Genomic DNA, 15,487 nt, shown 5'->3' with positions numbered 1-15,487 from the left:
TGGCATGCTCGCGACGTGGTGGTGGAGTCGGAATCGGATTCGGCCAGTGCCGTCGGCTGGTTCCACCGGGCTTGCGAGGCGGTGGTCGCGCGCCTGCCGTTCGGTCTGAGTTCCGTTGTGGCGCCGACATTTCTGGGTTTCGTCGTCATCAACTCCGGCACCTTCGCCCTGGATCTGATCGTGCTGACGCTGCTGCACGGCTTCTTGCATGCGCCGTTCGGGCTCGCGGTCACGCTGGCCTATGCATGTGCCTTCGCCGCGAGTTATGTCCTCAACCGCGTGGTGAACTTTCAGTCGCACGGTGCGGTCGGGCCGCAGGTGGCCGTGTACGTCGTCGTGGTCGTGATCAACTACCTCGCGTTCATCCTCGGGGTCTCCACCGCGCTGCGCGCATTCGGCGTCGAATACCACCTGGCCCGGATCGCGGCGGGTGCCTGTGAGGGGATCTACATGTACTGCGCCATGCGGTGGGTGGTGTTCCGGCGCTGATCCCCGCGGATCCAGGTGCTTCTCAGGGAGCCGGGGTATAAAGAACGAACTAGTTCGTTTTTAATGGAGCGGGTTCGGGTGAGGAGTCACAGTGAGCGGTAGACCAGATGCCGAGCGGGCGTCGCGCACCACGGTCGACGGGTCGGCACTTGCCGCCGTCATGGATCACCCGCCTCGGGTGCGGGTCCTCAAGCGTGTGCTGGGCGTTGTCGCCGACAGCGTTGACCCGGTGGTCGAGTTGTGGCGCCCGTACATCGACGGCTTGGGCAACCTGCCCGCCGATGGCCGATTTCTGTTGGTGGGCAACCACACTCAGACTGGCAGCGTCGAGAGCCTGCTGATCCCGTATGTCGTCCGACGGGCGATCGGGGTCCGGGTGCGGCCGCTTGCCGACCGCCAGTTCGGGCAGATGCGCGGCCTGCCCGGCGACCTGCTGGCGGCATTCGGCGGTGTCGTCGGCGCTCCGGAGACCGCACGTGAACTCATGCGCCACGACGAGACGGTCCTGGTCTTCCCCGGGGGCGGTCGCGAGATACCGAAGTTCAAAGGGGAGGAGTACACCCTGCGCTGGGAGGGGCGTTCGGGGTTTGCGCGGGTCGCGGTGGAGAACGGCTACCCGATCGTGCCTGTGGGACTGGTCGGCGGAGACGACGTCTACCGGAGCCTGACGTCGCGGCGCGGCGCCTGGGGCCGGTTCAGCCAGGCGGTGAGCAGCCGCCTCGCCGGCCGAGACGATATGGCCATACCGCTGATGCGCGGCGTGGGGCCGACACTCATTCCCCGGCCGGAGCGGATGTATCTGCGGTTCGGCGCCCCGATCGACACCACGACGCCGGTCGGCGTCGACGCGGCGGGCTGGGCCGAGGTGGTCAAGCGGCGCACCCAGGCTCAGCTCGAGCAGATCCTCGACGACCTGTTGCTGCTGCGCCAGAGCGATCCCTATCGCCGGCTGAGCCCGTTGGGCTGGTTCCGGGCCGCGCGTCCGGAATCGGGGTAGCACGACCGGCTACCGTACAAAGGTGACCGAGCCTGATCACCCTCCCGTCGTCCGTTATGCCGGTTTCGTGGCCGCAGGCGAAGGTGCGGTGGCAATCGTGGTGGCCGTCGTACTGGTGGTCCGCGGCATTGCCGGCGCCGACCAGCACATCGTGAACGGGTTCGGCACCGCCGGTTGGTTCGCCGTGATCGGTGCTGCGGTGCTGGCCGCCGGCTGGGCGCTGGTCACCGGGCGGCGGTGGGGCAGAGGCATTGCGGTGTTCGCCAACCTGCTGCTACTGCCGGTGGCGTGGTACATCGTGCGCTCCCACCAACCGATTTATGCGGTGGTGATCGGCGCGGTCGCCGTGGCGGTACTGGCCATGCTGTTCAGTCCGCCGGCGGTGCGCTGGCTGGCCCGAACCGACCGGGATTCCCGCTAAGTCGGCGCCTCTGTCCCCCATTCGGTGGACCGGCGATTCCGCATGCGCATGGTCCGATCGGTGGAGTGACGCAGATCACCCGTGCGGGCAAGGTAGCTGGCACCAGGGCCGCCGAACGATCTCCGGCCCCACCGAAGCGAAAGGGAACAGCCATGAGGACCGAACGAGTTTCCAGGACAAAGCGGGCGGCAACCTTGGTCGGGGCAGGGCTCACCACGGCCCTTCTCGCGATCGGAATCCAATCGGCACTGGGACAATTGGGCGTCGGTAATGCCGCCCCGCGCGCGATGACGGAATGTGCTGAGCAGTCGACCGCGGACAACGCCACGCTGGGCTGCGCTCCGGATGTCATTGCCGACACCACCGACCAACTGACCGAATAAGGGTGGCCCAGGCCGGATTCGGCCCGCCGGACAGCTCCGGTCCGAGCCGCAGCCGTCAGGCCTCGGCGGCCAGCGCGTCGAGCTTCGGGCCGGTCAGCCGGTAGGTGATCCACTCCGACATCGGCTTGCCGCCGACCGCGTCGTAGAGCGCGATCGCGTTGACGTTCCAGTCCAACACCGCCCACGTCAGGCGGGTGTAGCCGTGGTCGACGCATTCCCTGGCCAGGGTCGCGAGCAGGGTGCGGGCCAGCCCGCGACGGCGGAACCTCTCCCGCACGAACAGGTCCTCCAGATAGATGCCGGTCACTCCGTCCCAGGTGGAGAAGTTGCGGAACCACAGGGCGACGGCGGCGGCCTCACCGTCGACCTCGGCGAGATGGCAGAATCCGATCGGGTTCTGCGCGAAAAGCGCTGTGGTGATCTGGCTTTCTGTGACCGTGCACTGATCGGACGCGTGCTCGAATTCAGCGAGCTCACGGATCATCGCGACGATCTCGGCCTCGTCACCCGGACGGGCCTGACGGATCACGATCATTGCTGCACCCCCAATGCCGACAGGATGGTTTTGAATTTCGTTGTGGTTTCGCTGACTTCGTCGTCGGGATCGGACTCGGCGACGATACCGCCACCCGCTTGCGCGAGTGCGCCCAGGCGGTCGGCGGACAGTTGGGCGCCGCGGATGGCGACCACCCAGCGGCCGTCGCCGTGAGCGTCGCACCAGCCCACCGCGCCGGCGTAGAAACCTCGGTCGCCTTCCACGTGTGCGATCAGGTCGGCCGCATCCTGCGTCGGCACGCCGCCGACCGCCGGAGTGGGGTGTAAGGCCAGAGCCAAATCGATTGCGGTGGTGGATGTGTCGCGCAGCCGGCCGCGGATGGGTGTGGACAGATGCCACAGAGCGGCGGTGCGGCTCAGTTGTGGCCGGGCCGCCACGTCGAGGTCGGTGCACATCGGTTCCAGCAGGGCGCGCATGGTGTCGACGACCAGCTGGTGTTCGTGGCGGTTCTTGCCCGAATCGGCCAGTGCGGCGCCGTTGGCGGCGTCGGTCTGCGGATCGGCCGATCGCGGTGCCGACCCCGCGAACGGCTGGCAGCTCACCCGGTCTCCGGAGCGGGCGACGAGCAACTCCGGGCTGGCGCCCACCAACGCGGTGCCGAGGTAGCGGCCTCCGGCCGGGGACAGATCGGCCAGGTAGGCGGTGGCCTCGGCGTCTTGGGTCACCAGCCGCCGCAGGATCTCTCGTCCATCCAGCGGGCCGTCGGCGACCAGTCTCAGTGCGCGCGCCAAAACCACCTTCTGCAAAGAGCTTTCGGGATCGGTGAGGCGCTCGAGAACGGTGTGGATGCGGGCTCGGTGAGCATCGGGCGAGGGGAGGGTCGCCGCGATCCGGACCGCGGGCAGCGCCGTGGTCGGCCACGCCGGAAGTGCGTCGGAGAAGGTCACCGACCTCGGAGTCAGTAGCGCGGCCTTGCTCCGGACGTCGAACGGCAGCGCGCCGACCACCACGTCGGCGGTCCCCGCGGCCAGTGCGGCCGCCGCCGCATCGACGTCGTCGTACCCGGTCTGGATCCCGTCGCCGACGACCGTCCCGGCAGGCCCGCTCAGCACAAAGGACGGTTGCGCCATCACGTCCCGGTGACCGGTTCGCGGTGGCTGGTCATCCCCAGCGCCGAAAGCTGCCGCAGTCCGTACTCGAACCCGCACACCGCGACCGAGGCCGCCGCGAACCCGTACCGAGCGCCTTCGCGCAGGGGTTGTTCAACCCAGCGGGTGACCACCGAGCGGGAAAAATGGCCGTGGCCGACGAACACCACGTCGCGCTCGACCATGTGCTCCAGCGCGTAGGACACCGCCTGGTCGGCGCGCATGCTCACCTGATCGACGCTCTCGCCGCCGGGGCAGCCGTAGGTCCACAGCAGCCAGCCGGGTGTCTCGGTGCGGATCTGGTGGGTGGTCAGACCTTCGTAGTCGCCGTAGTTCCACTCGGTCAGCAGGGGGGAGACCTCGTCGACGGTGAGCCCGGCCAGCTCGGCGGTGGCCAGGGCGCGCTTGCGCGGGCTGCTGATCACCAGCGGGTGGTCCAGTCCGAGGTGTTCGAGCGTCAGGGCTGCGAGCGTGGCTTGTTCCCGTCCGCGCTCGGTGAGATCGAGGTCGGTGGTACTGGTGTGCTGGCCGCTTTTGGACCACTCGGTTTCGCCGTGACGAAGCAGGACCAACCGATGCGTGCCGACGCTCACGTCCATTGATTCTGCCCGATGACCAGCCGCACCGTAACAGCCGGGACGCAACTGCGGCGAACCTGCAAGGATGGTCCCCGTGACCCGAGTATTGGCGGTGGCCAACCAGAAGGGTGGGGTGGCCAAGACAACCACGGTCGCATCTTTGGGGGCGGCTTTCGTCGATGCGGGCAAGCGTGTCTTGCTCGTCGACCTCGACCCACAGGGGTGCTTGACCTTCTCGCTGGGCACCGATCCGGACAAGTTGCCGGTGTCGGTGCATGAGGTGCTGCTCGGTGACGTCGAGCCCGGTGCCGCGCTGGTGGACACCGCCGAGGGCATGACGCTGTTGCCGGCCAACATCGACCTGGCCGGCGCGGAGGCCATGCTGTTGATGCGGGCCGGGCGCGAGTATGCGTTGAAGCGCGCGCTGGACAAGCTCGGTGACGACTTTGACGTGGTGCTCATCGACTGCCCACCGTCACTGGGCGTACTCACCCTCAACGGGCTCACGGCTGCCGACGAGGTGATCGTGCCGCTGCAGTGTGAGACGCTGGCCCACCGCGGGGTCGGCCAGTTCCTGCGCACGGTGGACGATGTGCAGCAGATCACCAATCCGAACCTCAAGCTGCTGGGCGCGCTGCCCACGCTCTACGACTCGCGCACCACGCACAGCCGCGACGTGCTGCTCGACGTCGCCGACCGCTACGACCTGCCGGTGCTGGCTCCGCCGATCCCACGCACCGTGCGCTTCGCCGAAGCCAGCGCGTCGGGGTCGTCGGTATTGGCCGGCCGAAAGAGCAAGGGCAGCACCGCTTACCGCGAGCTGGCCGCGGCGTTGCTGAAGCACTGGAAGTCCGGCAAGGCGCTGCCGACCTTCACTCCCGAGATCTAGCGGCCGAAGGCGGTCAGCGCCGCCCCGCGCTGCTCGATCACCATCGAATCGGTGACGGCGGGGACCACCGGCCCCGAGCCGGCCGGGTGGCTGACCGCGATCACTCGCTCGTTGGTCCCGTCGGCCGGGTCGTACACGCCGATGCCGGTGGTCAGCGGGATGAGCAGCCGGCCGGCCATCATCGTGCCCGGGCCCAGCGGCCCGACCGGGCCGGCCGCTTCGATGGTGTAGCGATAGGACAGCCGGCTGTCGAAGACCTCCACGCTGTCGCCGGTCCACCAGGTGATCAGATCGCCGGCGCGGGTGACCGCCTGTGCCGGGTTGGCCAGTACCGGAGGTTTTTTCAACAGCTTGCTGGATACCTTGGTGCCGGTGTCGTCGTAGACGGCGATCTCGGGGTGCGGTGCGGGCAGGTACACCGCGGTCGTGGTGCCCGAAACGGCCAGCACCCGCGCCTCCGAATCGGTGGCGACACCGGGCAGCGGCACGTTCTTGGTATCGGGTTCGTCTTCTTCTTTCGCCGGCCGCAGCAGCGTCAGGCGTAGGTCGTTCTGGTCTCGGCAGGCTTCCAGGACCGACACCGCCTCGTCGCTGGCGGCCGCCGACATCAGCGTGCAGCCGGTGCCGATGCCCTGATTGACCGGTTTGACCCGGGCGTCGATCTCGCCGTAGGACAACATGCGCACCAGATCCGAACGCCACAGTTCCAGCCGGGTGGGCCCGGCCGAGAGGATGGCGCTTCCGTTCGAGCTGAGCACCACGTGCTTGTCGGCGTAGGCGGTGCGGGTCGGGCCACGGCGCCCGGTACCGCCGTTGATGCTGCTGACCTGCCCGCAGCCGCGGATGTCGGGATACACCGCGACCGCGAGGTCATAGACGTAGGACACGCCGCACAGGTCGGTGTCCCGGGCGAAGGTCCACCGGACCTGGCCGGTCTGGGGGTCGTGGCCCTCCACGGTGTGCCCGTCGCCGGTCACCACGGTGCCGGCGACCACGACCGGGCTCAGGGTGCGTGGGCTGACCGCGGTCCACAGCTGGCGCAGCGTCTCGGGAACCACCCGAGCCGGAACCGGATTGGGCGCCGGCGAGGTCGCGGGCCGGCTGATCGTGGCCCGCGCCGAGCTGTTCCACCAGAAGGCGGCGGCGATCGCGGCCACGACGAGTGCGATCGTCGCCGCGGCGACGAGATCGCCCTTGGTGCGGCGCTCGGGTCTGACCATCTAGGCGACGATAGCGGTCGTCAGCCCGCTGTTGCCGGGGCCTCAGCGGCGTTGCGCGGCCGGCGCCGGCGCCGTCGCTTGCGCGCCGGGCTGTCGTCGCCGCCGTCGGCCGGCTTGGCGTTGTCGCCGGAGGCGGGGGTCGCCGCGTCCGCGGTCGCCTCGACATGCCCGGTGGCTTTCTGGCCACCGCGGGTGCGGCGGCGGGACCGGTTGCGGGCGGGCCGCTCCCGGTCGGAGTCCGTCGAACTGATCCGGGTGCCGTCCTGGCGCTTGGCGGACTGCCCCGACTTGCGCGCGTTGCCGATCGTGCCGCCGGCCTCGGCCGGGATGTTCAGCTCCTCGTAGAGGTGCGGGGAGTTGGAGTAGGTTTCGGCCGGGTCGGCGCACTCCAGCTTGAGCGCCTTGTCGATCATCGACCAGCGGTCCAGCTCATCCCAGTCGACCAGGGTGACGGCGATGCCCGTCTTGCCGGCGCGGCCGGTGCGCCCGATGCGGTGCACGTAGGCCTGCTCGTCCTCGGGGATCTGATAGTTGATGACGTGGGTGATGTCGTCGATATCAATGCCGCGTGCCGCGACATCCGTCGCCACCAGCACGTCGATATCGCTGTTGCGGAACGCCTTGAGTGCCTTCTCGCGGGCGATCTGGCCCAGGTCGCCGTGCACGGCGCCGACCTTGAAACCGCGCTCGGCGAGTTCGTCGGCGACCTTCTGGGCGGTGCGCTTGGTGCGGGTGAAGACCATCGTCGCGCCGCGACCTTCGGCCTGCAGGATGCGGCTGACCATCTCCACCTTGTCCAGGGCATGGGCGCGGTAGACGAACTGCTCGGTGGTGTCGTGGGTGGCCGCGCCTTGCACGCCCTCGGCCCGGATGTGGGTGGGCTGGTTCATGAACGTACGGGCCAGCGTGATGATCGGATCCGGCATGGTCGCCGAGAACAACATCGCCTGCCGCTTGTCGGGGAGCAGCTTGAGAATGCGCTCGATATCGGGCAGGAAGCCCAGGTCGAGCATCTCGTCGGCTTCGTCGAGCACCAGCACCGACAGGCCGCCGAGCTGCAGGTGGCCTTGCTGGGCCAGGTCCAGGAGCCGGCCCGGGGTGCCGACGACGACGTCGACACCCTTCTGCAGGGCCTCGATCTGCGGCTCGTAGGGGCGCCCGCCGTAGATCGCGGTGACGGTCAGCTTGCGGGACTCGTCGGCCTGCAGGTACTTGGCAGCCGTGACCAGGTCGCCGTGCACCTGCAGGCACAGCTCACGGGTCGGCACCACGACGAGGGCGCGCGGGATGCCGGACAGCGGGCGCTCGGTGTCGGTGGTGATCCGATGCAACAGCGGCACGCCGAAGGCGAAGGTCTTGCCCATACCGGTGCGGGCCTGGCCGATCAGGTCGTCGCCGGCCAGCGCCAGCGGCAGCGTCAGCTCCTGGATGGCGAAGGCATGCTCGATGCCCTGCTCGCCGAGGGCGCGGACGATCTCGTCACGAACCCCGAGTTGCGCGAATGTGATTTGGGGGTGAGTTGTCAGTGGTGTCATGTGGTCGCGTTGTGCCTTCCGATGTCGTTCCTCGTCTGCGGTTCCACGCGCGCACGAGTTCGGACTTCGGAATGGAGTCGGCGTCAAGAATTTCGATGCCGATTCGCCGGGCCCCGCACTGAGGGAGGCGGGCCCACTGCGTGCACGCACATTTCCTTGACCACGCCTCACGGCGTTGATCAGGTCCCATCATAGCTGGTCGCGGTTACTGGGCCTGATCGCGGCCCGCGCCGGGACTACAGTGACGGCCATGACCGCCCCTCAGCCTGCCGCGGCGTCATCGGCGCGGATCTCCGCCGACCATCCCGGCGTCAACGAGTTGTTCGCGCTGTTGGCCTACGGCGAAGTGGCGGCGTTCTACCGGCTCACCGACGAGGCCCGGATGGCGCCGGACCTGCGGGGCCGGATCAATATGGCCAGCATGGCCGCCGCCGAGATGGCCCATTACGACCTGCTGCACGACGCATTGCAGGCCCGCGGCGTCGACGTCGTCCCGGCGATGTCGCGCTACGCCTCCGCGCTGGAGAACTATCACCGGCTGACCACCCCGAGCACCTGGCTGGAGGCTCTGGTCAAGACCTATGTCGGCGATGCGCTGGCGGCCGACTTCTACCTCGAGATAGCCGACGTGCTGCCCGATGAGGTGGCCGCCGTGGTGCGCGGGGTCCTCTCCGAGACGGGCCATTCGCAGTTCGTGGTCGCCGAGGTTCGTGCGGCGGTGACCACCAGCGGGCGGCAGCGCAGCCGGCTGGCGCTATGGTCGCGCCGGCTGCTCGGTGAGGCGATCACGCAGGCCCAGTACGTGCTGGCCGATCATGACGAACTGGTCGACCTGGTGCTGGCCGGCCCGGGCGGGCTCGGGCAGGTGGCCGATTTCTTCGACCGGCTGCAGCGCACGCATGACGACCGGATGCGCCAGCTCGGTCTGGCCTGACTAGCGGTTGCAGGTCGCCGAGATCGTGTTGTCCGTCTGGGCGGCCACGGTGGCCCCGTGCGCGTCGGTGATCCAGCAGTTCAGCTGACTGCCGCCACTGCTGGCCGTGACGTAGTTGACCGGCACGGTGGGAATGACGGTCAGCCGCCAGGGCAGCGCGACGTTCTCGACCGTGCGCAGCGCTCCCGTGTCGTCGGCGTAGGTGATGGACACCGGGTCGTCGGGGCGTTGGTTACCCGCGACGGTGTAGACGATTTCGCGGGGATCGACCATCGTCTGGGCCATCGGGGTGGCCGCCGCGGCCGGCGGCGGAACCAGAACGGGTGTCTCCAACGGCAGGCCCGGGACGGTGACGGTGACGGTGACGGGCGCGGGCGCCGGGGTCGACGTCCGGGGACCGGGGATGGCCACCACCGTGCGGGTCGGGGTGGTGCCGAAATCCGCGGTGGTGGTGGCGGCGTCGCCGGTGCGTACGACGAACGTCGTCGCCGAGGCGGCGACCAGTACGCCGGCGGTGGTCAGCGCGACCCGCGGCCACTGGACCAGCCGCTGTCGGCGCTTCTTCTCGCTCACGACGCAAGGTTAAGGACCCCCAACCCTGACCGCGGCGCGCCGCGCCTGCCCGTTGCCATGCTGTTATCCCAGCTTGACGCCCAATTCGCTAACTGCGAACGGCTGCGGGTAACCACGCTCAATCGCGTCCATTAGCCTTCTGGGGTAGTCGCGTACGCGACGCAGACGAGAGAGAAGGGGCCAGCGTGGAGGTCAAGATCGGTGTCACGGATAGCCCGCGTGAGCTGGTGTTCACCAGCTCGCAGACACCCGCCGAGGTCGAAGAACTGGTGACCTCGGCGTTCTCGAAGGGTGGTTCGGACGTGCTGAGCCTGACCGACGACAAGGGACGCCGCTTCCTGGTGCAGACCACCAAGATCACCTACGTCGAGATCGGCGTCGCCGACGTGCGCAGGGTCGGATTCGGGATCGCCGCGGGCCCGGCCGGCGCGTAGCGCGCCGTCGGATCGTCAGGAGCGCGTGAGCGGGACGTGTGACAGGCCGCCCCAGGCGAACTGCACCGTCCCGTCGACCGCGGCCTCCTTGGAGATCGGGCGGTCGGCGTCCAGCCAGTAGCGCGCGCAGTCGACGCTGATGGCGACCAGCCCGACCGCGATCATCCGGGCGCGGTGCGGATCGAGCCCGGAATCTCGGCTGATCAGGTCGAACACCGCGTCGGTGCACGATTCGGTGGCGACCTTCACCTGGGAGGCGACCTGCGGCTCGGTGATGTAGTCGTTCTCGAAGATCAGCCGGTAACCCTGGCTGTCGTGCTCGATGAAATCGAAGAAGGCCTGCACGGCCGCGCGCAGCCGCTGACGGTTGTCGGTGGTGGTGCGCAGGGCTTGCCGCACACCGGACACCAGATTCTCGACGTGCCGGTTCAAGACGGCCAGATACAACTCGAGTTTGCTCGAGAAATGTTGATAGAGAACGGGCTTGCTCACGCCGGCGCGGTCGGCGATCTCATCCATGCCGGCGGCGTGATAGCCGCGGTCGACGAAGACTTCACTGGCGGCGACCAGCAGTTGGCCCCGCCGCTCGTCGCGCGGTAGACGGCTGCCACGCCGGGGAACGGTGGCAGTACGTTCGCCAGTGGCCGTTCGAGCGGATTTCCGCTCGGCCGTGTCGGCGAGTTCGCTCATCGAGTCCTCAATCCGTGTGTGGCCGGGCGGCATTGCCCCCGCTCTCCCGGCCCCGTCGAACTGACATTACTACCCGGGCGCGGTTACTCGCCCGTAGCGCGCTCGGGCGAGGGTACTGGCGCGCCGGAAGTGCGGTGTTCGGCTGTTGTGCCATCCTGGGTCGGTGACCTACGACCCGGGGCACCGCGGCGACGGTCGGGTGCCCGTGCTGCGCAACGAGTGGCGTGAGCCGCTGCGCGCCCTGCGGGACCCGTTGGCGGGGGAGTCGGGCCGGGCCAGGTCCAACCGGGATCAGCGCCGCCAATGGCGCAAGCAGACCTGGCTGGGCAGGTTCATCTCGACCTACGGCTGGCGCGCGTACGCGCTGCCGGTGCTGGTGGTGCTTACCGGAGTGGTGCTGTATCAGACCGTCACCGGAACCGCCGCCCCGGCCGCTGAGAACGTCGCCCACAGCGGGGTGGAGGGTCCGCCGACGATCGGGTCGAGCGGCACCGCCATCATCGGTGCCCCGCCGCGCGGCCTGACCGAGTTCGACGCCAACCTGCCGACCGGGATCCTGCCCGAGGGCGGGGCGATCACCGAGGCGGGCGCCAAGACGTGGCACATCGTGCCCGGCACCACGCCCAAGGTCGGTGAGGGCACCGCGAAGACGTTCACCTACACCGTCGAGGTGGAAGACGGTATCGACACCGGGTCGTTCGGCGGTGACGAAGGTTTCGCCCGGATGGTGACCGAGACGCTGGGCAACCCGAAGAGCTGGATCCACAATCCGCAATTCGCCTTCGAGCGCATCGACGACAGCTCACCCGATGTGAAGCCGGATTTCCGGGTGTCGCTGACCTCGCCGATGACGGTGCGCGAGGGGTGCGGCTACGAAATCCCGCTGGAGTCCTCCTGCTACAACCCGGCCTACGGGCCCGACGCGCAGCCGCGGGTGTTGATCAACGAGGCCCGCTGGGTGCGCGGCGCGGTGCCCTTCCAGGGCGACATCGGCTCCTATCGGCAGTATCTGATCAACCACGAGGTCGGCCACGCGATCGGCTATCAGCACCATGAGCCCTGTGCCGACAACGGCGGCCTGGCGCCGGTGATGATGCAGCAGACCTTCTCCACCGCCGACGACGACGCTTCCCGGTTCGACCCCGAGTACGTCAAGCCCGACGGCAAGTCCTGCCGGTTCAACCCCTGGCCGTATCCGATCGCCTGATTTCTGCCTGACTTCTGGCGTGAGCGTGCGCGCGGTGCCGGCCTCTGCGGCGTGTCGCGGTGCCGACGCGCACGCTCGCGGCGGCTCCGGGAAGGTTTCGGGGCTGTTTGCCGTTGATGTGGCCAGCTGCTGAGATGGATGGTGAATGTCCGTCGGGCTAGTAGATCCGAGCCGATACCGAGGAGTGTCCGGTGTCCCCGTTGCCGCCGCTGGTCGAACCCGCCGCCGAGCTCACCCGTGAAGAGGTCGCGCGCTACAGCCGCCACCTGATCATCCCGGACCTCGGCGTGGACGGGCAGAAACGCTTGAAGAACGCCAAGGTGCTGGTGATCGGCGCCGGTGGCCTGGGCTCGCCCACCCTGTTGTACCTGGCCGCCGCCGGCGTCGGCACCATCGGCATCGTCGAATTCGACCTGGTCGACGAGTCCAACCTGCAGCGCCAGATCATCCACGGCCAGTCCGACATCGGCCGGTCCAAGGCCGAAAGCGCCCGTGACTCCATCCGTGAGGTGAACCCGCTGGTGACCGTGCACCTGTACGAGCACCGGCTGGAACCCGACAACGCGGTGGCGCTGTTCGAGCAGTACGACCTCATCCTCGACGGCACCGACAACTTCGCCACCCGCTACCTGGTCAACGACGCGGCGGCGCTGGCCCACAAGCCCTACGTGTGGGGGTCGATCTACCGCTTCGAGGGGCAGGCCTCGGTGTTCTGGGAGGACGCGCCAGCCGATGAGGATGGCAATGAGCGCAGCCTCAACTATCGCGACCTCTACCCGGAGCCGCCGCCACCCGGCCTGGTCCCGTCCTGCGCCGAGGGCGGGGTGCTGGGCATCCTGTGCGCCTCGATCGCCTCGATCATGGGCACCGAGGCCATCAAGCTGATCACCGGAATCGGGGAGACCCTGTTGGGTCGGTTGATGGTCTACGACGCCCTGGACATGACCTATCGCACGATCCGGATTCGTAAGGATCCCGAGACGCCCAAGATCACCGAGCTCATCGACTACGAATCGTTCTGCGGCGTGGTGACCGACGCCGCCGCCGACGCCGCCCAGCACTCGACCGTCACCCCGCTGGAGCTGCGTGACCTGCTCGATTCCGGCAAGAAGGTGGCCCTGATCGACGTCCGCGAGCCGGTGGAGTGGGAGATCAACCACATCACCGGTGCCGAACTCGTCCCGAAGTCGGTCATCGAGTCCGGTGAGGGCCTGGCCAAGTTGCCGCACGACCGCGTCCCGGTGCTGTACTGCAAGACCGGGGTGCGGTCTGCCGAGGCGCTGGCCGTGGTGAAGAAGGCCGGCTTCTCCGATGCCCTGCACCTGCAGGGCGGCATCGTCGCCTGGGCAAAACAAATCGATCCCGACATGGTCATGTACTGACGGCTACTTTGCGTCGCGACAATTTAGGCTGTCTGGGTGACCGACGACCGCCCGCCTGAGCATGTCTTGGCGGCCTTCGGTCTCAAAGGCCAGGATCCCGAACCCCTCGGTGCGGGCTGGGAGGGCGGTTTCCGCTGCGGCGAGGTGGTGCTCTCGGTAATCGCCGACCATGCCAGGGCGGCCTGGTCGGCAAAGGCCCGCGAGACGTTGTTCGTCGACGGGGTGCGGCTGGCCCGGCCGGTGCGGTCCACCGACGGTCGCTATGTGGTGTCGGGTTGGCGGGCAGACACATTCGTCGCCGGTACGCCCGAGCCGCGCCACGACGAGGTCGTCTCGGCCGGGGTGCGGCTGCACGAGGCCACTGCCAAGCTGGAACGGCCGAGGTTCCTGACCCAGGCGCCGGTGGCGCCCTGGAGCGATGTCGACGTGTTCATCGCCGCGGATCGCGCGGCCTGGGAGGAACGGCCGCTGCATTCGCTGCCGCCCGGGGCGCTGGTGGCGCCGGGCTCGGCCGACGGCGAGCGGTCGATGGATCTGATCAACCAACTGGCCGGGCTGCGCAGACCGACCAAGAGTCCCAACCAGCTGGTCCACGGTGACCTGTACGGCACCGTCCTGTTCGCCGGCACGGCGGCGCCGGGGATCACCGACATCACCCCGTACTGGCGGCCGGCGTCGTGGGCGGCGGGGGTCGTCGTCGTCGACGCACTGGCTTGGGGAGAGGCCGACGACGGCTTGATCGAGCGGTGGGACGCTCTGCCCGAGTGGCCGCAGATGTTGTTGCGTGCGTTGATGTTCCGGCTTGCCGTACATGCCCTGCATCCGCGGTCGACGGCGGCGGCGTTCCCCGGTTTGGCGCGCACCGCCGCGTTGATCCGGCTGGTTCTCTAGAACGCGTGGCGGGTTTCGGCCAGATTCACCCTGCCGTCGTCGGCCAGCACGCCTTCGGCCCGCAGCAGCTCGAGCTGGCGGCTCACCAGGTGCGCGGCCGGCCGGCCCGACGCGGTGATCACCCGATGCCACGGCAGGTCCGAGGAGTCCGTGCGCATGATCCAGCCGACGATGCGCGGGCTGGAAAGTTCTGCCGCCGAAGCGATGTCACCGTAGGTGGCAACCCGGCCCGCCGGTATCGACGCGACCAGGCGGCGCACCAACTCGACCTGTTCGTCGGTGACCGGGGCCATCGCTATTGCGCTCCGAGCACATCCCGGATGACCTTGGCGGTCTCCTCCGGTTTCGCGTGCGCAACCATGTGCTGGCAGGCGAATTCGACCAGGGTGAAGTCCGCGCCGAGTCGAGCGGACAGGCCGTCGATCAGTTCCGCGCCGACATAGGGCGGATCCGTCCACTGTGCCCGGATCAGCGTCGTCGGAGTTCCTTTGTGCGGCAGCACGATGTCGCGGGCCAGCTCACTCCAGTAGGACATCATCGCCGGCACGCAGATCCGCCAGCCGTAGCGGCCGTTGGGCAGGACGAGAAGATGCTCGTCGAGATCGGCGTCGAGCTCGGCCGGATCGACATCGGCCCACGAGCCGGTGAACTTCTCGGTCCGGGCTTCGTCCCGGTCGGTGTAGTCGGGCGATTCCAACATGTCCTCGGCGATCTCGCGCATCCACTGCCCGTCCAGGCCGATCGCGGGGTCGAGCAGCACCAGCCCGGACACCAGATCCGGGCACGCCGCGGCCAAATGGAGGGCGATCGCGCCACCGAAGGAATGCCCCACCACCAACACCGGGCCGTCGGCGGCGTCCTCCACCAGCGTCGCCAACGCCGCGATGTTGGCGTCGATCGTCCACGGCGCCGACCACGAGGAGCGGCCGTGCCCGATCAGATCCGGTGCGGCCACCGCGATTTCGGGTAGGTGCTGGTTGACCAGCGTGCGCCAGCGGCGGCCATGGCCGGTCAGGCCGTGGATCGCGAGAACCCGGACGGGTCCATCCGCGCCGAATCGGTGAACGTGCAGCGGGTGGGTCACGGGTTCATGGTGCCACTTCACCAACTTGAGTTCCTAACTGAAGTCAAGCTACTTGTGGGCTCGTCGTAGGCTTGGGTATAGCGGGCTGGGATGTTGGAGCGCTTGGCGACTCCTGTGACTCCTGGCCCGCCTTGTT

The 15,487-nt window shown here is 68.5% G+C and carries 19 protein-coding genes; 10 read left to right on the top strand and 9 right to left on the bottom strand.

Annotated elements, in window-relative coordinates; translation table 11 throughout:
* Nucleotides 1–15: 15 nt before the first annotated feature.
* From ORI27_RS29385 to ORI27_RS29370, 4 genes are all read left to right on the top strand, one after another.
* Nucleotides 16–489 (top strand): GtrA family protein, encoded by a 474-nt coding sequence (locus tag ORI27_RS29385; protein WP_266000673.1) that lies wholly within the window; start codon nucleotides 16–18, stop codon nucleotides 487–489.
* A 160-nt stretch (nucleotides 490–649) separates the two neighbouring features.
* On the top strand, nucleotides 650–1,486 hold the full coding sequence (locus tag ORI27_RS29380; protein WP_266000697.1) for a lysophospholipid acyltransferase family protein: 837 nt from the start codon (nucleotides 650–652) through the stop codon (nucleotides 1,484–1,486).
* 22 nt (nucleotides 1,487–1,508) lie between these two features.
* A complete protein-coding gene (locus ORI27_RS29375; RefSeq protein ID WP_266000671.1) occupies nucleotides 1,509–1,907 on the top strand; it encodes a hypothetical protein in 399 nt (132 codons plus the stop codon).
* A 152-nt stretch (nucleotides 1,908–2,059) separates the two neighbouring features.
* Nucleotides 2,060–2,290 carry a hypothetical protein gene (locus ORI27_RS29370; RefSeq protein WP_266000670.1) on the top strand — a complete coding sequence of 77 codons (231 nt, stop codon included), beginning with the start codon at nucleotides 2,060–2,062 and terminating at the stop codon, nucleotides 2,288–2,290.
* 55 nt (nucleotides 2,291–2,345) lie between these two features.
* Here the strand turns inward: ORI27_RS29370 and ORI27_RS29365 are convergent, their stop codons facing one another.
* The 3 genes from ORI27_RS29365 to ORI27_RS29355 are packed head-to-tail and all read right to left on the bottom strand — an operon-like array spanning nucleotide 2,346 to nucleotide 4,527.
* Nucleotides 2,346–2,825, bottom strand: coding sequence for a GNAT family N-acetyltransferase (locus tag ORI27_RS29365; protein WP_266000668.1), 480 nt, complete (start codon nucleotides 2,823–2,825; stop codon nucleotides 2,346–2,348).
* A complete protein-coding gene (locus ORI27_RS29360; RefSeq protein ID WP_266000667.1) occupies nucleotides 2,822–3,919 on the bottom strand; it encodes an isochorismate synthase in 1,098 nt (365 codons plus the stop codon). Before ORI27_RS29360 ends, ORI27_RS29365 begins: the two co-directional genes overlap by 4 nt.
* Nucleotides 3,916–4,527 carry an acid phosphatase gene (locus tag ORI27_RS29355; RefSeq protein ID WP_266000666.1) on the bottom strand — a complete coding sequence of 204 codons (612 nt, stop codon included), beginning with the start codon at nucleotides 4,525–4,527 and terminating at the stop codon, nucleotides 3,916–3,918. The genes ORI27_RS29360 and ORI27_RS29355 overlap by 4 nt, the downstream gene beginning before the upstream one ends.
* 70 nt (nucleotides 4,528–4,597) lie before the next feature.
* Between ORI27_RS29355 and ORI27_RS29350 the strand changes: the two genes are divergently transcribed.
* Nucleotides 4,598–5,401 (top strand): ParA family protein, encoded by an 804-nt coding sequence (locus ORI27_RS29350; protein ID WP_266000665.1) that lies wholly within the window; start codon nucleotides 4,598–4,600, stop codon nucleotides 5,399–5,401.
* On the opposite strand, the gene ORI27_RS29345 is transcribed toward ORI27_RS29350, so the two are convergent.
* Together ORI27_RS29345 and ORI27_RS29340 are read right to left on the bottom strand one after the other, a co-directional pair.
* Nucleotides 5,398–6,621 (bottom strand): Rv3212 family protein, encoded by a 1,224-nt coding sequence (locus ORI27_RS29345; protein ID WP_266000664.1) that lies wholly within the window; start codon nucleotides 6,619–6,621, stop codon nucleotides 5,398–5,400. The two genes, ORI27_RS29350 and ORI27_RS29345, sit on opposite strands and share 4 nt — an antisense overlap.
* Nucleotides 6,622–6,641: 20 nt before the next feature.
* Entirely contained in the window at nucleotides 6,642–8,156 is a 1,515-nt protein-coding gene (locus tag ORI27_RS29340; protein ID WP_266000663.1) for a DEAD/DEAH box helicase, read from the bottom strand.
* A 250-nt stretch (nucleotides 8,157–8,406) separates the two neighbouring features.
* Between ORI27_RS29340 and ORI27_RS29335 the strand changes: the two genes are divergently transcribed.
* Complete coding sequence (locus ORI27_RS29335) at nucleotides 8,407–9,090, top strand: ferritin-like fold-containing protein (protein WP_266000661.1); 684 nt, start codon at nucleotides 8,407–8,409, stop codon at nucleotides 9,088–9,090.
* Here the strand turns inward: ORI27_RS29335 and ORI27_RS29330 are convergent, their stop codons facing one another.
* The gene (locus ORI27_RS29330; protein WP_266000660.1) at nucleotides 9,091–9,663 is read right to left on the bottom strand and encodes an MmpS family transport accessory protein; all 573 of its coding nucleotides are present in this window, start codon (nucleotides 9,661–9,663) and stop codon (nucleotides 9,091–9,093) included. It abuts the gene before it with no gap.
* Nucleotides 9,664–9,848: 185 nt separating this feature from the next.
* Here ORI27_RS29330 and ORI27_RS29325 point away from each other — a divergent pair, with 185 nt between their 5' ends.
* Nucleotides 9,849–10,097, top strand: coding sequence for a DUF3107 domain-containing protein (locus ORI27_RS29325; protein WP_266000659.1), 249 nt, complete (start codon nucleotides 9,849–9,851; stop codon nucleotides 10,095–10,097).
* A gap of 15 nt (nucleotides 10,098–10,112) precedes the next feature.
* Here the strand turns inward: ORI27_RS29325 and ORI27_RS29320 are convergent, their stop codons facing one another.
* Nucleotides 10,113–10,787: a TetR/AcrR family transcriptional regulator gene (locus ORI27_RS29320; RefSeq protein ID WP_266000658.1), complete on the bottom strand. Its 675-nt coding sequence runs from the start codon at nucleotides 10,785–10,787 to the stop codon at nucleotides 10,113–10,115.
* Between the two features lie 163 nt (nucleotides 10,788–10,950).
* On the opposite strand from ORI27_RS29320, the gene ORI27_RS29315 reads away from it, so the two are divergent.
* The 3 genes from ORI27_RS29315 to ORI27_RS29305 all read left to right on the top strand — a co-directional run bounded on the left by ORI27_RS29315 (nucleotide 10,951) and on the right by ORI27_RS29305 (nucleotide 14,267).
* Entirely contained in the window at nucleotides 10,951–11,994 is a 1,044-nt protein-coding gene (locus tag ORI27_RS29315; RefSeq protein ID WP_266000657.1) for a DUF3152 domain-containing protein, read from the top strand.
* Between the two features lie 200 nt (nucleotides 11,995–12,194).
* A complete protein-coding gene (gene moeZ, locus ORI27_RS29310; protein WP_266000696.1) occupies nucleotides 12,195–13,376 on the top strand; it encodes an adenylyltransferase/sulfurtransferase MoeZ in 1,182 nt (393 codons plus the stop codon).
* Between the two features lie 36 nt (nucleotides 13,377–13,412).
* Entirely contained in the window at nucleotides 13,413–14,267 is an 855-nt protein-coding gene (locus ORI27_RS29305; RefSeq protein ID WP_266000656.1) for a TIGR02569 family protein, read from the top strand.
* Here ORI27_RS29305 and ORI27_RS29300 read toward each other — a convergent pair.
* Entirely contained in the window at nucleotides 14,264–14,560 is a 297-nt protein-coding gene (locus ORI27_RS29300) for an MGMT family protein (RefSeq protein WP_266000655.1), read from the bottom strand. The two genes, ORI27_RS29305 and ORI27_RS29300, sit on opposite strands and share 4 nt — an antisense overlap.
* Nucleotides 14,561–14,562: 2 nt before the next feature.
* On the bottom strand, nucleotides 14,563–15,351 hold the full coding sequence (locus ORI27_RS29295) for an alpha/beta fold hydrolase (protein WP_266000654.1): 789 nt from the start codon (nucleotides 15,349–15,351) through the stop codon (nucleotides 14,563–14,565).
* Nucleotides 15,352–15,487 lie beyond the last annotated feature (136 nt).

The sequence above is a fragment of the Mycobacterium pinniadriaticum genome, assembly GCF_026242045.1.
In the GTDB taxonomy this organism is placed as follows: domain Bacteria; phylum Actinomycetota; class Actinomycetes; order Mycobacteriales; family Mycobacteriaceae; genus Mycobacterium; species Mycobacterium pinniadriaticum.
This window is presented reverse-complemented; position numbering and strand designations above follow the sequence as displayed.

Excerpts from the sequence above, each read along its gene's own strand:
- ORI27_RS29380 (WP_266000697.1), top strand. The coding sequence starts at position 650 with ATGGATCACCCGCCTCGGGTGCGGGTCCTCAAGCGTGTGCTGGGCGTT.
- ORI27_RS29370 (WP_266000670.1), top strand. The coding sequence starts at position 2,060 with ATGAGGACCGAACGAGTTTCCAGGACAAAGCGGGCGGCAACCTTGGTC.
- ORI27_RS29365 (WP_266000668.1), bottom strand. The coding sequence starts at position 2,825 with ATGATCGTGATCCGTCAGGCCCGTCCGGGTGACGAGGCCGAGATCGTC.
- ORI27_RS29350 (WP_266000665.1), top strand. The coding sequence starts at position 4,598 with ATGGTCCCCGTGACCCGAGTATTGGCGGTGGCCAACCAGAAGGGTGGG.
- ORI27_RS29345 (WP_266000664.1), bottom strand. The coding sequence starts at position 6,621 with ATGGTCAGACCCGAGCGCCGCACCAAGGGCGATCTCGTCGCCGCGGCG.
- ORI27_RS29340 (WP_266000663.1), bottom strand. The coding sequence starts at position 8,156 with ATGACACCACTGACAACTCACCCCCAAATCACATTCGCGCAACTCGGG.
- ORI27_RS29335 (WP_266000661.1), top strand. The coding sequence starts at position 8,407 with ATGACCGCCCCTCAGCCTGCCGCGGCGTCATCGGCGCGGATCTCCGCC.
- ORI27_RS29320 (WP_266000658.1), bottom strand. The coding sequence starts at position 10,787 with ATGAGCGAACTCGCCGACACGGCCGAGCGGAAATCCGCTCGAACGGCC.
- ORI27_RS29300 (WP_266000655.1), bottom strand. The coding sequence starts at position 14,560 with ATGGCCCCGGTCACCGACGAACAGGTCGAGTTGGTGCGCCGCCTGGTC.